This window comes from Pseudacidovorax sp. DMC4 (assembly GCF_056314265.1).
The window spans coordinates 416,763-433,610 of the sequence record NZ_JBQUYR010000002.1 but is presented as its reverse complement, the minus strand read 5'-3'; the positions used below and the strand labels follow the sequence as shown (position 1 = coordinate 433,610).

Below are 16,848 nucleotides of genomic sequence, written 5' to 3'. Positions count from 1 at the left end.
CGCGCTGCCTACTTGTTGCTGGGGGACGCCCACCACGTTGCCGCGGCCCAGCTGTCCGGTTCGTAGTAGGGCGGGACGCTCGGCGGCAGCACGAAGCCGGCGGGCCGGTAGCCCACCAGGAAGCCACTGCTGTACCACTGCGGGATGCCGTAGTAGCCGTTGGTGAGCACGCGGTCGAGCGCGCGCATGGCGGCGCCCAGCTCGTCGCGCGTGGTGGCGGCCAGCACGCGGCGAATGAGCGCGTCCACCGCCGGATCCTTCAGGCCCCAGTAGTTGGCCGACCCATGCGTGCCGGCTGCTTCGGAGCCGAAGTATTCGAGCAGTTCGCTGCCCGGCGTGGTCCGTGCCGGGATGCGGATGCTGCCGAGCTCGAAATCGAAGTCGTTCATGCGCTGCTGGTACAGCGCACCGTCGACGTTGCGCACCGTCATCTGGATGCCCAGCTTGGCCATGGCGGCCTGCATCGGCAGCACCAGCCGCACGCCCGAAGGCTGGGCGTTGAGGTATTCGAGCGCGAAGGCTTCGCCCTTGGCATTGCGCAGCGCGCCGTCGCGATAGGTCCAGCCCGCTTGGGCGAGCAGATCGCGGGCCTTGCGCAGGTTCTCGCGCAGGCTGGAGGGCGGCACGGTGCTGGGCGACAGCGGCACCGGCCCGAAGACCTCGGGCCGGAGCTGGCCGCGCAGCGGCTCCAGCAAGGCCAGTTCATCGGCGCCCGGGAGGCCCTTGGCCTGGAAGGGGCTGTTGGGAAACCAACCCTGCACGCGCGTGTAGATGCCATAGAACATCTGGCGGTTCAGCCATTCGAAGTCCATGGTCAGGGCCAGCGCCTGGCGCACCCGCACGTCCTGCAGCTTGGGGTTGCGCAGGTTGAAGATGTAGCCCTGGTAGTCGCCCGGTGCCCCGCTGGGAAAGACCTGCTTCTTCACCTCGCCGCGGTCGAAGGCGCGGCCGGTGTACTGGCGCGCCCAGTTGCGCGAGATGAACTCGCGCTTGAGGTCGTACTCGCCCGCCTTCAGGCCCTCGAAGCGGGCCGTATCGTCCAGGTAGAGCTTGTAGGTGATGCGGTCGAAGTTGTACTGCCCGCGGCGCACCGCGAGGTCACGCCCCCAGTAGTTCTTGTCGCGCACGTAGGTGATGTCACGGCCCAGCCGGGCGCTGGATGGCCGATACGGACCAGAGCCGATGGGCAGTTCGGTGATGACTTGGTCGAAGGGCTTGCCCTGGCCCCAGCGCTGGCTGAAGACCGGGATGCCACCGGCCAGCAGCGGCAACTCGCGGTTGTCCGAATCGAAGTCGAAGCGCACCACGCGCTCACTGACGGCCTTGACGCTGCGGATGCCCGCCAGCAGCGTGCGGTACTGCGGCGCCGCCTGCTTGCTGATGAGCGTACGCCACGAATACACGACGTCTTCGGCCAGCACTGGCGTGCCGTCGCTGAAGCGCGCCTCGGGCCGCAGGCGGAATACGGCAGAGCGATGGTCGGGCGCCACCTCCACATCCTCGGCCAGCAGGCCGTAGGCCGTCGAGGGCTCCTGCAGATTGCCCACGAGCAGCGACTCGAACACCAGGTCCGTGAGGCCTGCGGGCGCGGTGCCTTTGAGTGTGAAGGGATTGAACTTGTCGAACTGCGTGACCGCGATCGGCGGCACCAGCCGGATCTCCCCGCCCTTGGGTGCGTCCGGATTGACGTAATCGAAGTGGGTGAAGCCGGCGGAGTACTTGATGTCGCCGAACTGGGCATAGGCGTGCGCACCCCACACGGGCAGCGCCGCAACCAGGAGGGCCGGGAGCAGCCAGAGTCGCATGCGAGAATTCTGCCCAAGTTTTTCTCAAGGCAGACCCATGGGCTTTCTCAGCGGCAAGAAACTTCTGATCACCGGCGTCCTCTCCAACCGTTCCATCGCCTACGGCATCGCCAAGGCCTGCCATGCGCAAGGCGCAGAACTCGCCTTCAGCTACGTGGGCGAACGCTTCAAGGACCGCATCACCGAGTTCGCTGCCGACTTCGATTCCAAGCTGGTCTTCGACTGCGACGTGGGCGACGATGCCCAGATCGCCAAGCTGTTCGAGGACCTCTCGCAGACCTGGCCCAAGTTCGACGGCTTCGTCCACAGCATCGGCTTTGCGCCGCGCGAGGCCATCGCCGGCGACTTCCTCGAAGGCCTGTCGCGCGAGGCTTTCAAGATCGCGCACGACATCAGCGCCTACAGCTTCCCGGCCATGGCCAAGGCCGCCCTTCCCTACCTCAACGACCAGGCCGCGTTGCTCACGCTGACCTACCTGGGCGCCGTGCGCGTGGTGCCCAACTACAACACGATGGGCCTGGCCAAGGCCAGCCTGGAAGCCTCGGTGCGCTACCTGGCCGGCTCGCTGGGCCCCAAGGGCGTGCGCGTCAACGGCATCAGCGCCGGCCCCATCAAGACGCTGGCTGCCAGCGGCATCAAGGGATTCGGCAAGCTGCTGCCCGCAGTGGCGGCCGTCTCGCCCATCCGCCGCAACGTGACCATCGACGACGTGGGCAATGTGGCGGCCTTCCTGCTGTCCGACCTGGCCGGTGGCGTGACCGCCGAGATCACCTACGTGGATGGCGGCTTCAGCAACGTGGTCGGCGGCATCGACGAGCCGTCCGAAGGCTGATCATCCATCTCCTCGCGTGACGGTCATGTGGCGTCGCGGTTTTCTGCTGGCGACGTTGTCGGCCGCCCTGTGCGCGCCGGCATGGGCCGCGCCGCCTGCCCTCATGCTGGCAGAGGTCTGGCGCCCGGGCATGCCGCTCGACGGCTACTGGGTCAGCGAGAAGTACGACGGCGTTCGCGGCTTCTGGGACGGGCAGGCCTTGTGGACGCGCGGCGGCGAGCGTATCGCCGCGCCGGCGTGGTTCACGGCCGGCTGGCCGCAGCAGCCCATGGATGGCGAGCTCTGGGCCGGCCGCGGGCGCTTCGAGCATGCCTCCGGCACGGTACGCAGCCAGGCACCTGACGATGCAGCGTGGCGCGCCATGCGCTTCATGGTCTTCGACCTGCCCGCCGAATCCGGTGACTTCGACCATCGGCTGCAGGTGCTGCAGCGGCTGCTGCCGGTCAAGGCCACCCCCTGGCTCGAGCCCGTTCGGCAGGAACGCGCCACCACGGCCGAGGCACTCCGGCGGCAGCTCGACGCCACGGTGCGGGCTGGCGGCGAAGGACTGATGCTGCATCGGGGCAGTTCGCTCTATGGCGCAGGCCGCAGCGCGGACCTGCTCAAGGTCAAGCCCTACGATGATGCCGAGGCGGTGGTGCTCGCGCACCTGCCGGGCCAGGGCCGGCATGCGGGCCGGATGGGCGCGCTGCAGGTGCGAACGCCCGAAGGCCTGGTCTTCAAGCTGGGCGGTGGCTTCACCGATGCACAGCGCGACGATCCGCCGCCGGTGGGCAGCACGGTGACCTACCGCTACAACGGGCTCACGGCACAGGGCGTTCCACGCTTCGCGCGATTCATGCGCGTGCGCACGGACCGCTGAAGCCCGTGGAGCCCAATCCGCCGCCCTCGCCGCCACGGCAGTACGAGGCGCCGCGCCATCTGCGTGGCCCGGCGCGCTGGCTGATGATGGCGCTGGCCGTGGTGGCGTTGGCCCTGGCCGTGGCCGGTGTCGTCCTGCCGGGCCTGCCGACCACGCCCTTCGTGCTGCTGGCCGCCTGGGCGGCCGCCCGCAGTTCGCCGCGGCTCGCGGGCTGGCTCGAAAGGCATCCGCTGTTTGGGCCGCTGATCTTGAACTGGCGCGCCGGCGGCCGCGTCAGCCGACGGGCCAAGCGCAGCGCGGCGGCGGCCATGGTCGTGTGCGCCGTCGTGCTGATCTGGCTGTCGCCCTCCCGCTGGGGGGCCGCCGCAGGGATCGGCGCCATGGCCTGCGTGCTGATCTGGCTCTGGCGGCGGCCGGAGCCTTGAGACTCGGATCGTGTCAGCGGCCGGGGGCATCGACGTGGATGGCCGCCTCGGCGGCACGCCAGGCTCGCGTCGCGCGCCGACAGGGGTTCAGGCCGACGGCCGTTCGCCGCGCGCCATCCGCGCGTCGATGTCGTCCAGCAGCGGCATCAGTTCCGCCACGCTGTCGATCACGTAGTGCGCCCCGGCGCTCTTCAGCTCCGCCGTCGCACGGGTGCGCACTGCTGTCTGGCCTGCGGCATCGAGCGCCTGCCACTCGGCCAGCGTCAGGCCCGCCGCATTGCCGCTGATCGCCAGCCCCACTGCCCAGGCGCCGGCATTCAGGCCCTCCTGCACGCCCACGCCGGTGTCGTCGACCTTCACCACCGTATGGGCCGGCCACACGCCGAGGTCGGCGAAGCAGCGGTACATCATCAAGGGCGAAGGCCGGCCGGCCGCCAGGTCGCCCGCGCACACGAGGTTGTCCGGCACATAGCCGGCTTTCGCGGCGATGGGCGTCACCACCTCCATGATCGGCCGGTTGTAGCCGGTGGTGGAGCCGATGCGCAGGCCACGCGCACGCACGGCGGCCACGGTGTCGAGCGCGCCCGGGATGAAGTCGCAGAAGTCGGGCACCACGGCCGCGTTCATGGGCGTGAACACCTCGTAGAGCTCGTCGATGTCGGCCCGCGTGAAGCCGCGGCCGAAGCGCGCCTCCCACTGGGCCGCCACGCTTGGCAGTTGGCTGAGCGCATGAATGTGGTCCCACTTGGCCACGCCCATGGGGCCGCGCGCCTCGGCGATGCTGAGGTCGATGCCGTAGCGCTCGAACAAGCGCACGAAGGCGCCCATGGGCGCGCAGGAGCCGAAGTCGATGATGGTGCCGGCCCAGTCGAAGACGACGGCCTGGAGTTTTTGCTGGTCAGTCATGGGATATGCGGAGGTCCGGCCTACCAAGCGGCGAAGACTTCTTCGGCGATGCCGAAGGCCGTGCTGGCGCCGGTGCCGCTGGTGACGATCACCAGCCGGGTGGCGTCGTCCGGCGCGTCGATCAGGCAGTCAGTGTCGGGCGACGAGGGATAGGTGCCCACCCAGCGTTGGGTGACGGTGTAGTCGGGCAGGTGCAGCGCCTCCTGCATGTGACGCAGCATCAACGCGTCTACCTGCGTGTCGGCGAAGGGTTCAAGCACCGGACCGTAGTGGTGGGAGTCCCCCACCACCAGCGAGCCGTCGGCGCTCTGCACCACGATCAGGTGGATGCCATGAGCCAGCGACCCGCCCTCCTCCGCCTCCAGCTGGGCCCGCAGCGCCTGCGCCGCCGGCAGCTTGCTGTAGCCGTGGTAGCGCACCAGGCTCAGGTCGGCCATGACCGAGCCGGGCAGCTTGAACCCCTTGGGTGGCTGAACACGCAGCATGTGCAACTGACACAGCTGCAGGCGATGCGGCGCCAGCCGCTCGGCAAACAGGCCGTTCAGTTCGATGTTGGTGCAGACGACCACGCGCTCCGCATGCAGCGTGGCGCGGGCGGTGCGCACGCGCGGCGTCGCCACCTCCAGCACCTGTTCGCTGAAGCGGAAGACCACGCCATGCGCCTCGGCCAGCCAGGCCGCCAGCAGGCCGATGGCGGTGCGCGACTCCACACGCGCCTCGTGCGGGCTGTAGAGGACCGCACGGGCCGGGCCTTCGGGCCCGTCCAACCGCAACGTCGGTGCGCGCTGCGCGGCCTCGGCCACGTCCAGCAGTTCGCAGCCTTCGGCCATCTCGGTGTCCATGAACTGCTCCAGCACCGCCAGCGCCTTGTCGCGGAAGGCCGTGAGGTACAGGCCCTGGTGGACCACCTCGACGCCAGCCTGCGGCGCCACCTCGCCCCACACCTCGCGTGCGCGTCGGGCGCGGCGCCAGGTGTCGCCGGCGCCCTGTCCGGTCACGGTCACGAAGCCGAAGTTGCGGATGGACGCACCGACGCAGGCGGCGTCCTTCTCGATCACGCAGACATTGAGGCCGCGCCGCGCGGCGGTGTACGCATGGGCCAGGCCGACGATGCCGGCACCGACCACGATCAGGTCGAAATGGGTGTTGCTCATTCGTGGGAATCCCTTTGGCTCATCGCAGCCGCCAGCGCTGGGTGCGGCGGTCCACCCAACGGCCGAGCAGCAGGTACAGCACGTTCACGATCGCCGAGGTCCCGGCGATCAATACCGCCATGGCGGCGGCAGCGCCGATCTCGCCCGCCTCGTCGAGGTTGAGGATGGCGACCGAGGCCAGGCGCGTCTCGGGCGAGTACAGGAAGACGACCGCCGAGATGGTGGTCATCGCGTTGATGAAGAAGTAGCGCGACACGTCCAGCAGCACGGGCAGGCAGATCGGCAGCGTGACGCGGCGCACGGTGGTGAACACCGGCACCTTGAGTGAGGCGGCGACGGCCTCGAACTCGCCGTCGATGGCCTTCAGGGCCGTCACCATGGTCAGGTGACCCGTCGTGTAGAAGTGCACCACCGTGCACAACACCAGCAGGCCCATGGTCTGGTACAGGCCATTGAGCGGGTTCCACGGCGCGTTGAAGAAGAATATGTAGCCCAGGCCGAGGACCAATCCCGGCACCGCCATGGGCAGCATGGCCATCAGCCGGATCAGGGGACGCAGCACATCCAGGCCGCGCGTCTTCTCCAGCAGGTAGGCGCCGCAGAACACCACGGCTGTGCCGACCACGGACGTACAGGCTGCCAGCAGCAGGCTGTTGAGCACCGCGCCGCCCAGTTCGGCATCGACGATGCCGGCGACGTAATGGTCGAGGCTGGGCGTGAGGTTGTAGGGCCACAGCTTGGCAAAGGAAGCGAACACCGCCATGCCGAACATCGCCACCATCAGTGCGCACACGAGCAGGCAATAGGCAGTCATGGCAGCATCGAAGCCCTTTGCAGGCCGGGGCGCCAGCGCCACGGCGCGCGCCGTGAGCATGGCCGTCTGCTTGCGCTGCACCAGGTGATCGACCGCGAAGGTCAGCAGCGCGGGCGCCAGCAGCAGCAGGGCGACGACGGCGCCACGCTGGAAGTCCTGCTGGCCGATCACCAGCTTGAACACGTCGGTCGCCAGCACGTTGAAGTTGCCGCCGACCACCTTGGGGATGCCGAAGTCGGTGATGACCAGCGTGAACACCACCAAGGCGGCGGAGATCAGCCCGTACTTCGCGCCCGGGAGCGTGATGGTGAAGAAACGCCGCAGGGTGCGCGTGCCCATCGCGTCGGCGGCTTCATAGAGCCGTGCGTCGGCCAGCGACAGCGCCGTCACCAGAATCATCAGCGCATGCGGAAAGGTGGCGAAGCATTCCGCCAGCACGATGCCCGGCGCGCCATAGATGCTCTCGAAGCCCAGCGCCTGCCACAGCCCCTTGGCCGCGCCCTGGTTGCCGAACCAGTAGATCAGCGAGATGGCCGACAGCAGCGAAGGCGCAAGCAGGGGCAGCAGCGTGATGCTGCGCAGCAGGCCCTTGGCGGGCATGCAGCTGCGCGTGAGCGCATAGGCGAAGCCGAAGGCCAGCGGGATGACGAGCGCCGTCACCAGCGCGGACACCCACAGGCTGTTCCAGAGGCTGCCCAGCAAGGCGGGCGATGCGAGGTAGGCACGGAAGTGGCCCCAGCCCGAGCGCTCCTCGGTCTGCTGCAATGCCTGCGACAGGATGGCGCCCAAGGGCAACAGCAGGCCGATGACCAGCAACAGCGCCACGGCCACCAGCAGCAAGTGCGCCACACGGTCGCTCCAGTGCACATACAGCCGGACGGCCGGCAGGCGGATCGCGGTCTGCATGCTCAGGCCTCCGCCGCGGGGAAGGCCCGCAGCCGGTCCAGCCGCAGCGCGAAGCGCAACCGACGGCCCTGCTGCACGCCGAACTCGTCCATCTGGTTGAGCGAGAACTGCAGCTGCAGCGGCCCCGGCAGCCCCTCCACCACCAGCTCGGCCAGGCAATTGCCGCCGAGGAACTCGATGTGCGCCACCGTGCCGATGCACAGGCCCGGATGGTCCGCGTCGAAGCCGGTCATCGCCCGGTCTTCCGGACGCAGGTAGAGCATCACTTCCCGGCCCGGTCGGTAGTCGGCGCCGTGGCCAGCCTCGACCTGCCAGCGCCGGTCGCCGCACCGGAACCAGCGCCCGCCCTCGGCCACGGCGGGCAGCCGGTTGACCTTGCCGACGAACTCGGCCACGAAGGGCGTCGCGGGCTCGCGATAGACCTGCAACGGCGTGCCCACCTGCTCGATCACGCCATGGTTCATCACCACGATGCGGTCGGCGATGGACAGGGCCTCTTCCTGGTCGTGCGTCACCATGATGGTGGTGACGCCCAGCCGGCGCTGCAGCGCACGGATCTCGTTGCGCAGGTGCACCCGCACGATGGCGTCGAGCGCCGAAAGGGGCTCGTCCAGCAGCAGCAGGCCTGGCGAGGCGGCCAGTGCGCGCGCCAGCGCTACCCGCTGCTGCTGGCCGCCGGACATCTGCGCCGGGTACTTGCCGCCGCTGCCGGGCAGGCCCACGAGCTGCAGCAGTTCGTCGACACGCGCGGCGATGTCCTTGCGCGGGCGCCGCTGGTTGACCAGCCCATACGCCACGTTGTCCGCAATGCTCAGGTTGGGAAAGAGCGCATAGGACTGGAAGACGATGCCGTAGTCGCGCTGTGCAGGCGGCAGGCGCGAGATGTCGGTACCGCCCTGCCAGAGCTGGCCGCCCGTCTGCACTTCCAGCCCCGCGATGATGCGCAGCAAGGTGGTCTTGCCACAGCCCGAGGGGCCGAGGAAACACACCAGCTCGCCCTGCGGAATGGTCAAGTCGATGGACTCCAGCGCCGTGAAGGCGCCGAAGCGCTTGTGCACGCCCTGCAGCCGCAGGTAGTCGGCCTGGGGCACGCTTTCAACCAGGGACAGCGGCGCCGGCGCAGCACCCATGCTGCGGTCGGCCGCATGGACATGCGCCGGCGCGTTCATCACTTCTTCGCCTCGCTCTTGGCGTCGTAGCGGCGCGTCCACTCGGCCAGGGTGCGCTCGCGGTTGGTGGCGGACTTCTCGAAGTCCATCTTGATCAGGCGGGCCTCGTAGTCGCCGGGGATGCCCGCCAGCTTGGGGGCCACGCCCGGCTGGGCAGTCACGGCGAAGTTCTTGCCGTAGAGCAGCATGGCGTCCTTCGACGTCGCCCAGTTCGCCAGCTTCTTCGCGGCGTCCAGCTTCTTGGTGCCTTTGTAGATGCCGACGGCCTCCAGGTCCCAGCCCAGGCCCTCCTTGGGGAACACCAGCTCGATGGGCGCGCCCTTGGCCTTGTTGGTGTAGCCGCGGTACTCGAAGGAGATGCCCGCCACGTATTCGCCGGAGGCCGCCATGTTGCAGGGCTTGGAGCCGGAGTGCGTGTACTGCGCGATGTTCTCGTGCAGCGCATCCATGTACTTCCAGCCGCCGCCCTTGCCGGCGTCGTCGCCCCACAGTTGCAGCCAGGCCGCGACGTCGAAGTAGCCGGTGCCCGACGAGGCGGGGTTGGGCATCACCACCTGGCCCTTGTACTCGGGTTTGGTGAGGTCCTTCCAGGTGGTGGGGACGGGGATGTTCTTCTTCTTGGCTTCGACCGTGTTGAAGCACACGACGGCACCGAACACGTCCATGCCGACCCAGGCGGGCGGGTTCTTCTTGTCGCGGTACTGCGGCATCACCGCGTCCAGGTTCAGTGGCGCATAGGGCTCGAGCATGCCCTGCTTGTCGAACAGCGCCATGCTGGAGGCGGCCACACCCCACACCACATCGGCCTGCGGATTGGCCTTCTCGGCCAGCAGCTTGGCAGTGATCACACCGGTGGAGTCGCGCACCCACTTGATCTCGATGTCGGGCTCGACCTTGTTGAAGGCACTCTGGTAGGCCTTGAGCTGGTCGGTCTCCAGCGCGGTGTAGACCGTCAGCTGGGTCTTCTGCGCGAAGGCCGCGCCGGTAGCGGCCAGGCCGATGAGGGCGGTCGCGATGGTCTTGACGGAAAAGTGCATGGGCAGGCTCCTCGATGAAATGACCGGGCGAATGTGCCGCCGCGAAACGACATCTTCGTGACACGGTCGCCAAGCAAAATCGGGGCCTGCTCCACCTCTTTGTCTATTGTTCTTTGTAGATCGTAGACAATCTACGCTCTCGAACCTACCATCGCGCCATGCCTGCCGCCCCTGCCAAGAAGGTCTCTTCCCATCCCGTCATCGCACAGCTTCAGTGCCATTCGCTGGCGAATGTGGTGCAGGCAGAAATCGAACGCATGATCCTGGACGGCGAGCTCGGCCCCGGCGCCAAGCTCACCGAGGCCACGCTGGCCGACCAGTTGGGCGTCTCGCGCGGGCCGGTGCGCGAGGCCTTCCGCATGCTGGAGGAAGGCGGCCTGGTACGCACCGAAAAGAACCGCGGCGTCTTCGTGCGCGATGTGCCCATCGAGGAAGCGCTGGAGATCTTCGAGGTGCGTGCCGTGATGGACCTGTATGTGGGCCGCAAGCTGGCCGAGACAGCCGCCCCGGCCCAGGTGCGCGAACTGCGGCAGCTGGTCGAGGCCATGGACCAGGCGGTGAAAGCGGGCGACGCCAAGGACTACCACCGCTTCAACCTCGCCTTCCATGACCGCCTGCTGGAGCTGGCCGGCAACGCCAAGCTGGTCGCCACCTATCGCAAGCTGGTGAACGAGCTGTCGCTGTTCCGCCGGCAAAACCTCACCGACGAATCGATGGCCGTCTACTCGCGCGAGCATCGCGCCATCCTCAAGGCCATCGCCTCCGGTGACCCGGATGCCGCGGGCCAGGCCATGTACCAACATGTGATGAACAGCCGCGAGCGCACGCGCCTCAACTGGGAGAAACAGCGCGGCTCGACCACGGGCAGCGGCGGTGCCTCGCTCGCCGCGTCCTGAGGCCCGCCATGTTGACCCTTCACGACATCGAGAACCTCTTCGCGCGCCGCGGCGCCGAGCAGTACAGCGGCGAACCCGTGACCCAGTTGGAACATGCGCTGCAGAGTGCCTACCTGGCCGAGCAGGAAGATGCCGACGACGCGCTCGTCACGGCCGCCCTGCTTCACGACATCGGCCACCTGCTCAACGACCAGGGCGAGACGCCCACGCTGCGCGGCATCGACGACCGGCACCAGTTCCATGCCCTGCCCTTCCTCCGCGGGCTCTTTCCGGATCGGGTCCTCGACGCCATTGCCTGGCACGTCGACGCCAAGCGCTACCTGTGCGCGACCCGTCCGGACTACTGGGCCGCCCTCTCGGACGACTCCAAGCGCAGCCTGGTTCTACAGGGCGGCGTATTCAGCGACGAAGAAGCCATGCGCTTCATGCAGCGCCCGCATGCGCAGGAGGCGGTCCGCCTGCGGCTGTGGGACGACACGGCCAAGCAGGCCGACCTCGCCACCCCCGACCTGCCGCACTACCTGGCGCGCGCGCGTCGCTGCATGCTGGCCCCAGGCGCATGACGCTGACGGGCCCTGTCGCGCTGGCCGTGCTGTTCGGCGCGGTGCTCCATGCCAGCTGGAATGCACTCATCAAGTCGGCGTCGGACAAGTCGCTGGACACGGCACTGATCCACAGCCTCGGACTGTTCATCGCGCTACCCATCCTGGCCTTCACCGGCCTGCCGGCCACCGCTTCGTGGCCTTATCTGGCCGCCTCGGTCGTGATCCATGTGGGCTACTACGTGGCCCTGGCCGGCGCGTACAAGCACGGTGACCTGGGGCTGGCCTACCCGGTGATGCGCGGCAGCGCGCCACTGCTGGTGGCCCTTAGCAGCCTCACGGTGATGGGCGAGCGCCTCTCGGGGCTCGCATGGTTCGGTGTGGCCGGCATCTGTGCTGGCGTACTCACGCTCGGTCTTTCACCCGGTCATCTGCACACGTCAGGGCACCGCGGCAAGGCCCTGGGCTTCGCGCTGGCCAACGCCTGCATCATCGCGCTCTATACGGTCGTGGACGGCCTCGGCGTGCGGGCCAGCGGCAACGCCGCCGCATACGTCGCCCTGCTCTTCGTCTTCGACGGCCTGCCCTTCATGCTGCTGGTGCTGTGGCGGCGCGGTCCGCAGGGGCGGCGTGATGCTCTCGCCTACATGCGTGGCCGCCTGGGTGTGGCGTGGCTGGGCACGGCGGCCTCGCTGGCCAGCTATGGCATCGCGCTCTGGGCCATGACGCGGGCGCCCGTGGCGGTGGTGGCGGCACTGCGCGAGACCTCGGTGCTTTTCGCCGCGCTCATCGGCACGCTGTGGCTGCGGGAGCGCTTCGGGCTGCAGCGCGCCCTCGGTACCGCCGTGGTGGTCGGCGGCGTGATGGCACTGCGGTTCGGATGACACGGGCGCGCAGCGCACAAAAGGCGGCGCCCCGTCGAGCACAGGGTCAGCGCTTGACGCAATCCGCGTAGTAGCGCTTCTTGCCCTTCTCGTCCACGCGGGCCACCAGGCCGTGGATGTCGGTCTCGAACCCCGGGCACTCCAGGTTGAACTGGCGCGCGAACTTCAGGTAGTCCACGATCTTCTTGTTGAAGACCTCGCCCGGGATCAGCAGCGGAATGCCGGGCGGATACGGCGTGATCAGGCTGGTGGTGATGCGGCCTTCGAGGTGGTCGATCTCCACGCGCTCGGTTTTGCGGTGCGCGATGTGGGCGAAGGCCTCGCTGGGCTTCATGGCCGGCTCCAGGTCCGACAGGTACATCTCGGTGGTCAGCCGGGCGATGCCGTACTTGGCATACAGCTCGTGCACGCGCTGGCACAGGTCGCGCAGGCCCATGCGCTCGTAGATGGGATGCTGCTGGCAGAACTCCGGCAGGATGCGCCACATGGGCTGGTTGCGGGCATAGTCGTCCTTGAACTGCTGCAGCGCCGTCAGCAGCGTGTTCCAGCGGCCCTTGGTGATGCCGATGGTGAACATGATGAAGAAGCTGTACAGGCCCGTCTTCTCCACGATCACGCCATGCTCGGCCAGGAACTTGGTGACGATGCTCGCCGGGATGCCGGTGGGCGCGAACTTGCCGTCGAGGTCCAGGCCGGGCGTCACGATGGTCGACTTGATCGGGTCGAGCATGTTGAAGCCGTCGGCCAACTTGCCGAAGCCGTGCCAGTTGCGCGCGCCGTTCTTCTTGCCGCCGTTGCCGGCGCGGGTCTCGCCCTTGATGATCCAGTCGTCGGCGCGACCGATGCCTTCCTCGACCAGGTGCTCCGGGCCCCAGACCTTGAACCACCATTCGTCCTTGCCGAACTCCTCCTCCACCTTGCGCATGGCGCGACGGAAGTCCAGGGCCTCGAGGATGCTCTCTTCCACCAGCGCGGTGCCGCCGGGCGGCTCCATCATGGCGGCCGCCACGTCGCAACTGGCGATGATGGCGTACTGCGGGCTGGTGGACGAATGCATCAGGTAGGCCTCGTTGAAGAGGTCCCGGTCCAGCTGGCGGTTCTGCGAGTCCTGCACCAGCACATGGCTGGCCTGGCTGATGCCGGCCAGCAGCTTGTGCGTGGACTGGGTGGCGAACACCAGCGATTCCTTGGGCCGCGCACGGCGCTTGCCCATGGCGTGGTACGGCCCGTAGAAGGGATGGAAGGCCGCATGCGGCAGCCAGGCCTCGTCGAAGTGCAGCGTGTCGACGTAGCCGTCGAGCATCGTCTTGATGGTCTCGGTGTTGTAGATCACGCCGTCGTAGGTGGACTGCGTGAGCGTCAGCACGCGCGGCTTGACGGTGTCGGCGTCGACGTCCTTGAGCAGCGGGTTGGCGCGGATCTTGGCCTTGATGGCCTCGGGCTCGAACTCGCTCTTGGGGATCGGGCCGATGATGCCGTAGTGGTTGCGCGTGGGCTTCATGAACACCGGGATGGCGCCGGTCATGATGATCGCGTGCAGGATCGACTTGTGGCAGTTGCGGTCCACCACCACCACATCGCCGGGCGCCACCGTGTGGTGCCACACCATCTTGTTGGACGTGGACGTGCCGTTGGTGACGAAGAAGCAATGGTCGGCGTTGAAGATGCGTGCCGCATTGCGCTCGCTGGCGGCCACCGGACCGGTGTGGTCCAGCAGCTGGCCCAGTTCCTCCACCGCATTGCAGACGTCCGCACGCAGCATGTTCTCGCCGAAGAACTGATGGAACATCTGGCCGACGGGGCTCTTGAGGAAGGCCACGCCACCAGAGTGGCCCGGGCAGTGCCACGAATAGGAGCCATCTTCCGCGTAGTCGATCAGTGCCTTGAAGAACGGCGGCTGCACCGTCTCGAGGTAGCTCTTGGCCTCGCGGATGATGTGCTTGGCCACGAACTCCGGCGTGTCCTCGAACATGTGGATGAAGCCATGCAGTTCGCGCAGGATGTCGTTGGGCAGGTGCCGGCTGGTCTTGGTCTCGCCGTAGATGTAGATCGGCACGTCGGTGTTCTTGCGTCGCACCTCGCCGATGAAGGTGCGAAGGTTCAGCACGGCCGGGTCGAGGTCTGGGCCGATGGTGAATTCCTCGTCGTCGATCGACAGGATGAAGGCGCTCGCCCGGCTCTGCTGCTGCGCGAACTGCGACAGGTCTCCGTAGCTGGTCACGCCCAGCACCTCGAAGCCCTCGCTTTCGATGGCCTGGGCCAGGGCGCGGATGCCCAGTCCGGAGGTGTTCTCGGAGCGGAAGTCCTCGTCGATGATGACGATGGGAAAGCGGAATTTCATGGGCTGTCGGGCTCCGGCTTTTGGGGGGTGCGCAAAGAAGGCGCGAAGTGTAAGGAATCCAGATGACGGCCGCGTCATGCGACGTGCCCCAGAATGTGGGGCTTCCCGCCACCTCTTTGCTGTAGGAACTCGTCCATGGCTCAATCGACGCTCTGGTGGCTGCTGGCCGGTGCAGCCGTCGCGCTGGAACTGGTCTCCGGCACCATCTACCTTCTGCTGACGGCCGTAGCCTTCGCGGCCGCGGCCGTCGCAGCGCATCTGGGTGCCGCGCTGCCCGTCCAACTGGTCGTGGCCGCCGTGGTCGGCGTGGGCACGGTGGGCGCCTGGTATCTCAAGCAGCGCGCGCGCCCCGCTGGACCGCCGCCGCAGGCCAGCCCCGACATGAACCTCGACATCGGCGAACGCGTGCACGTCGACGCCTGGCTCGCGGATGGCACGGCGCTCGTGCGTCACCGGGGTGCGCAATGGACGGCCGTGCTCCGCGCTAGCGGCCGCGGCCAGCCGGGAGCGCACCGCGTCGTCGAGTTGCAGGGCAACCGTCTTGTGCTGGAGCCTCTCTGATCATTCGGGACTGCGCCGAGCTCGCGGAACCTTTCAATCTCACTTCATCGAACTGCCATGGAAATCGCCCTCGTCATCCTGGTCATCGCCGTCATCTTCATCTGGCAGTCCATCAAGTTCGTGCCCCAGCAGAACGCCTGGGTCCGTGAACGGCTGGGCAAGTACCACAGCACGATGACGCCGGGGCCCAACTTCCTCATCCCCTTCATCGACCGCGTGGCCTACAAGCACAGCCTGAAGGAGATCCCGCTCGATGTGCCCAGCCAGATCTGCATCACGCGTGACAACACGCAGCTGCAGGTGGACGGCATCCTCTACTTCCAGGTGACCGATCCGATGCGGGCGAGCTACGGCTCCTCCAACTACATCGTGGCCGTCACCCAGCTGGCGCAGACCTCGCTGCGCAGCGTGATCGGCAAGCTGGAACTGGACAAGACCTTCGAGGAGCGCGACATCATCAACGCCCAGGTCGTGGCCGCCATCGACGAGGCCGCGCTCAACTGGGGCGTGAAGGTGCTGCGCTATGAGATCAAGGACCTGACGCCGCCCGCCGAGATCCTGCGCGCCATGCAGGCGCAGATCACGGCAGAGCGCGAGAAGCGGGCGCTGATTGCCGCCTCCGAGGGCCGGCGCCAGGAGCAGATCAACATCGCCACTGGCGAACGCGAGGCCTACATCGCCCGCTCCGAGGGCGAGAAGCAGGCGGCCATCAACAACGCACAGGGCGAGGCCGCCTCCATCACCGCAGTGGCCGAGGCCACGGCGCTCGCGATCGAGCGCATCGCGGCCGCCATCCGGCAGCCAGGGGGCGATCAAGCCGTGCAGCTGAAGGTCGCCGAGCGCGCCGTCGATGCCTACAGCAAGGTCGCGGCGGACGCCAAGACCACCCTGATCGTGCCCAGCAACATGACCGACACCGCCGGATTGATCGCCTCGGCGATGCAGATGGTTCGCGCGGGCCGCAGCGGCTCAAATCCGGGTTAGAATCATGGGCTCCACGGAGCGGTGGATGAGTGGTTTAAGTCGCACGCCTGGAAAGCGTGTGTGGGTTAATAGCCCACCGCGGGTTCGAATCCCGCCTGCTCCGCCAAATACGAAACCCGTTGCATGCGCAACGGGTTTTTTTTATGTCTGCAGCGCTGCCATCTGCTCCCCAGAGATGCTCCACTTTTGCGCAATTGTCGACTGTCTTAATTTTTGCGCACACTTTTGTTTACAGCGCAACGAGGGCGAGTTCACAATCGCGAAACAGCACGTAAGGAGCGCAACAGCATGGACAGCAGGTCAAACAGCGGCGCGGGTGATGGGGGTTCGGATCCGCGCGGGGGATCCACGGAATCCGGAGGAGGCGATCTCCGGCACCTTTTCCAATCCAAGATGTCCGAGGGTGCCAAGCGCAACTATCTGCTGAAGTTGCGAAACGCCGCGTTCGGACGTCTGCGCGAGCGCTCCGCCCGCAAACGCCAAGTCTGATCCGCCTCGCGCCAGAGTGCGCAGGCTGCCCTGACAGTCGCCCCGCCAGGCCTCCTGCGCTGCCAGACACGACCCGGCACGCACAGCCGTCCAGGATCGTTCGCGGTGAGGCACCGGTACTCACTCGCGAATCCGCGCCGGCGTATTGATTCCTCGCACCGCCGCAACCCGAAGGCATGGCGCCACCACGCGCTGAGCCACTCCTGCAGACGCCCTGCCCCGCCTGTTGAAACGCCCGTGG

15 protein-coding genes and 1 tRNA gene are annotated in these 16,848 nt (G+C 67.5%); 9 read left to right on the top strand and 7 right to left on the bottom strand.

Translation table 11 applies throughout. The annotated features are described in order from the left end of the window. Nucleotides 1-8 precede the first annotated feature (8 nt). The gene (locus ACT54X_RS05710; protein ID WP_294365008.1) at nucleotides 9-1,805 is read right to left on the bottom strand and encodes an extracellular solute-binding protein; all 1,797 of its coding nucleotides are present in this window, start codon (nucleotides 1,803-1,805) and stop codon (nucleotides 9-11) included. Between the two features lie 37 nt (nucleotides 1,806-1,842). On the opposite strand from ACT54X_RS05710, the gene fabI reads away from it, so the two are divergent. The 3 genes from fabI to ACT54X_RS05695 are packed head-to-tail and all read left to right on the top strand — an operon-like array spanning nucleotide 1,843 to nucleotide 3,924. Next, nucleotides 1,843-2,637 carry an enoyl-ACP reductase FabI gene (gene fabI / locus ACT54X_RS05705; protein WP_017762261.1) on the top strand — a complete coding sequence of 265 codons (795 nt, stop codon included), beginning with the start codon at nucleotides 1,843-1,845 and terminating at the stop codon, nucleotides 2,635-2,637. A gap of 25 nt (nucleotides 2,638-2,662) precedes the next feature. Then, the gene (locus ACT54X_RS05700) at nucleotides 2,663-3,499 is read left to right on the top strand and encodes a DNA ligase (RefSeq protein WP_294365927.1); all 837 of its coding nucleotides are present in this window, start codon (nucleotides 2,663-2,665) and stop codon (nucleotides 3,497-3,499) included. A gap of 5 nt (nucleotides 3,500-3,504) precedes the next feature. Further along, on the top strand, nucleotides 3,505-3,924 hold the full coding sequence (locus ACT54X_RS05695) for a YbaN family protein (protein ID WP_294364998.1): 420 nt from the start codon (nucleotides 3,505-3,507) through the stop codon (nucleotides 3,922-3,924). Nucleotides 3,925-4,011: 87 nt separating this feature from the next. Here the strand turns inward: ACT54X_RS05695 and phnX are convergent, their stop codons facing one another. Genes phnX through ACT54X_RS05670 form a run of 5 tightly spaced genes read right to left on the bottom strand, consistent with a single transcriptional unit; the run spans nucleotide 4,012 to nucleotide 9,910 of the window. Beyond that, nucleotides 4,012-4,830 (bottom strand): phosphonoacetaldehyde hydrolase, encoded by an 819-nt coding sequence (phnX, locus tag ACT54X_RS05690; protein ID WP_294364997.1) that lies wholly within the window; start codon nucleotides 4,828-4,830, stop codon nucleotides 4,012-4,014. Between the two features lie 20 nt (nucleotides 4,831-4,850). Beyond that, a complete protein-coding gene (locus tag ACT54X_RS05685; RefSeq protein WP_294364996.1) occupies nucleotides 4,851-5,984 on the bottom strand; it encodes a TIGR03364 family FAD-dependent oxidoreductase in 1,134 nt (377 codons plus the stop codon). A gap of 19 nt (nucleotides 5,985-6,003) precedes the next feature. Beyond that, entirely contained in the window at nucleotides 6,004-7,704 is a 1,701-nt protein-coding gene (locus tag ACT54X_RS05680) for a putative 2-aminoethylphosphonate ABC transporter permease subunit (protein WP_294364994.1), read from the bottom strand. A 2-nt stretch (nucleotides 7,705-7,706) separates the two neighbouring features. Continuing rightward, a complete protein-coding gene (locus tag ACT54X_RS05675; RefSeq protein WP_294365925.1) occupies nucleotides 7,707-8,834 on the bottom strand; it encodes a putative 2-aminoethylphosphonate ABC transporter ATP-binding protein in 1,128 nt (375 codons plus the stop codon). 38 nt (nucleotides 8,835-8,872) lie between these two features. Beyond that, nucleotides 8,873-9,910, bottom strand: a complete 1,038-nt coding sequence (locus ACT54X_RS05670) for a putative 2-aminoethylphosphonate ABC transporter substrate-binding protein (RefSeq protein ID WP_294364991.1) — start codon at nucleotides 9,908-9,910, stop codon at nucleotides 8,873-8,875. A gap of 158 nt (nucleotides 9,911-10,068) precedes the next feature. Between ACT54X_RS05670 and ACT54X_RS05665 the strand changes: the two genes are divergently transcribed. The 3 genes from ACT54X_RS05665 to ACT54X_RS05655 are packed head-to-tail and all read left to right on the top strand — an operon-like array spanning nucleotide 10,069 to nucleotide 12,232. Continuing rightward, nucleotides 10,069-10,806: a phosphonate utilization associated transcriptional regulator gene (locus ACT54X_RS05665; protein ID WP_294364988.1), complete on the top strand. Its 738-nt coding sequence runs from the start codon at nucleotides 10,069-10,071 to the stop codon at nucleotides 10,804-10,806. Between the two features lie 8 nt (nucleotides 10,807-10,814). Further along, nucleotides 10,815-11,369, top strand: coding sequence for a phosphonate degradation HD-domain oxygenase (locus ACT54X_RS05660; protein WP_294364985.1), 555 nt, complete (start codon nucleotides 10,815-10,817; stop codon nucleotides 11,367-11,369). Continuing rightward, nucleotides 11,366-12,232 (top strand): EamA family transporter, encoded by an 867-nt coding sequence (locus ACT54X_RS05655; protein WP_354318983.1) that lies wholly within the window; start codon nucleotides 11,366-11,368, stop codon nucleotides 12,230-12,232. The genes ACT54X_RS05660 and ACT54X_RS05655 overlap by 4 nt, the downstream gene beginning before the upstream one ends. A gap of 46 nt (nucleotides 12,233-12,278) precedes the next feature. Here the strand turns inward: ACT54X_RS05655 and ACT54X_RS05650 are convergent, their stop codons facing one another. Then, nucleotides 12,279-14,573: an arginine/lysine/ornithine decarboxylase gene (locus ACT54X_RS05650; protein ID WP_294364981.1), complete on the bottom strand. Its 2,295-nt coding sequence runs from the start codon at nucleotides 14,571-14,573 to the stop codon at nucleotides 12,279-12,281. A 135-nt stretch (nucleotides 14,574-14,708) separates the two neighbouring features. Here ACT54X_RS05650 and ACT54X_RS05645 point away from each other — a divergent pair, with 135 nt between their 5' ends. The 3 genes from ACT54X_RS05645 to ACT54X_RS05635 all read left to right on the top strand — a co-directional run bounded on the left by ACT54X_RS05645 (nucleotide 14,709) and on the right by ACT54X_RS05635 (nucleotide 16,224). After that, nucleotides 14,709-15,134 (top strand): NfeD family protein, encoded by a 426-nt coding sequence (locus ACT54X_RS05645; RefSeq protein WP_294364979.1) that lies wholly within the window; start codon nucleotides 14,709-14,711, stop codon nucleotides 15,132-15,134. A gap of 57 nt (nucleotides 15,135-15,191) precedes the next feature. Beyond that, complete coding sequence (locus tag ACT54X_RS05640) at nucleotides 15,192-16,118, top strand: SPFH domain-containing protein (RefSeq protein ID WP_294364976.1); 927 nt, start codon at nucleotides 15,192-15,194, stop codon at nucleotides 16,116-16,118. A gap of 15 nt (nucleotides 16,119-16,133) precedes the next feature. Beyond that, nucleotides 16,134-16,224: transfer RNA gene (locus tag ACT54X_RS05635), tRNA-Ser, on the top strand. Nucleotides 16,225-16,848 lie beyond the last annotated feature (624 nt).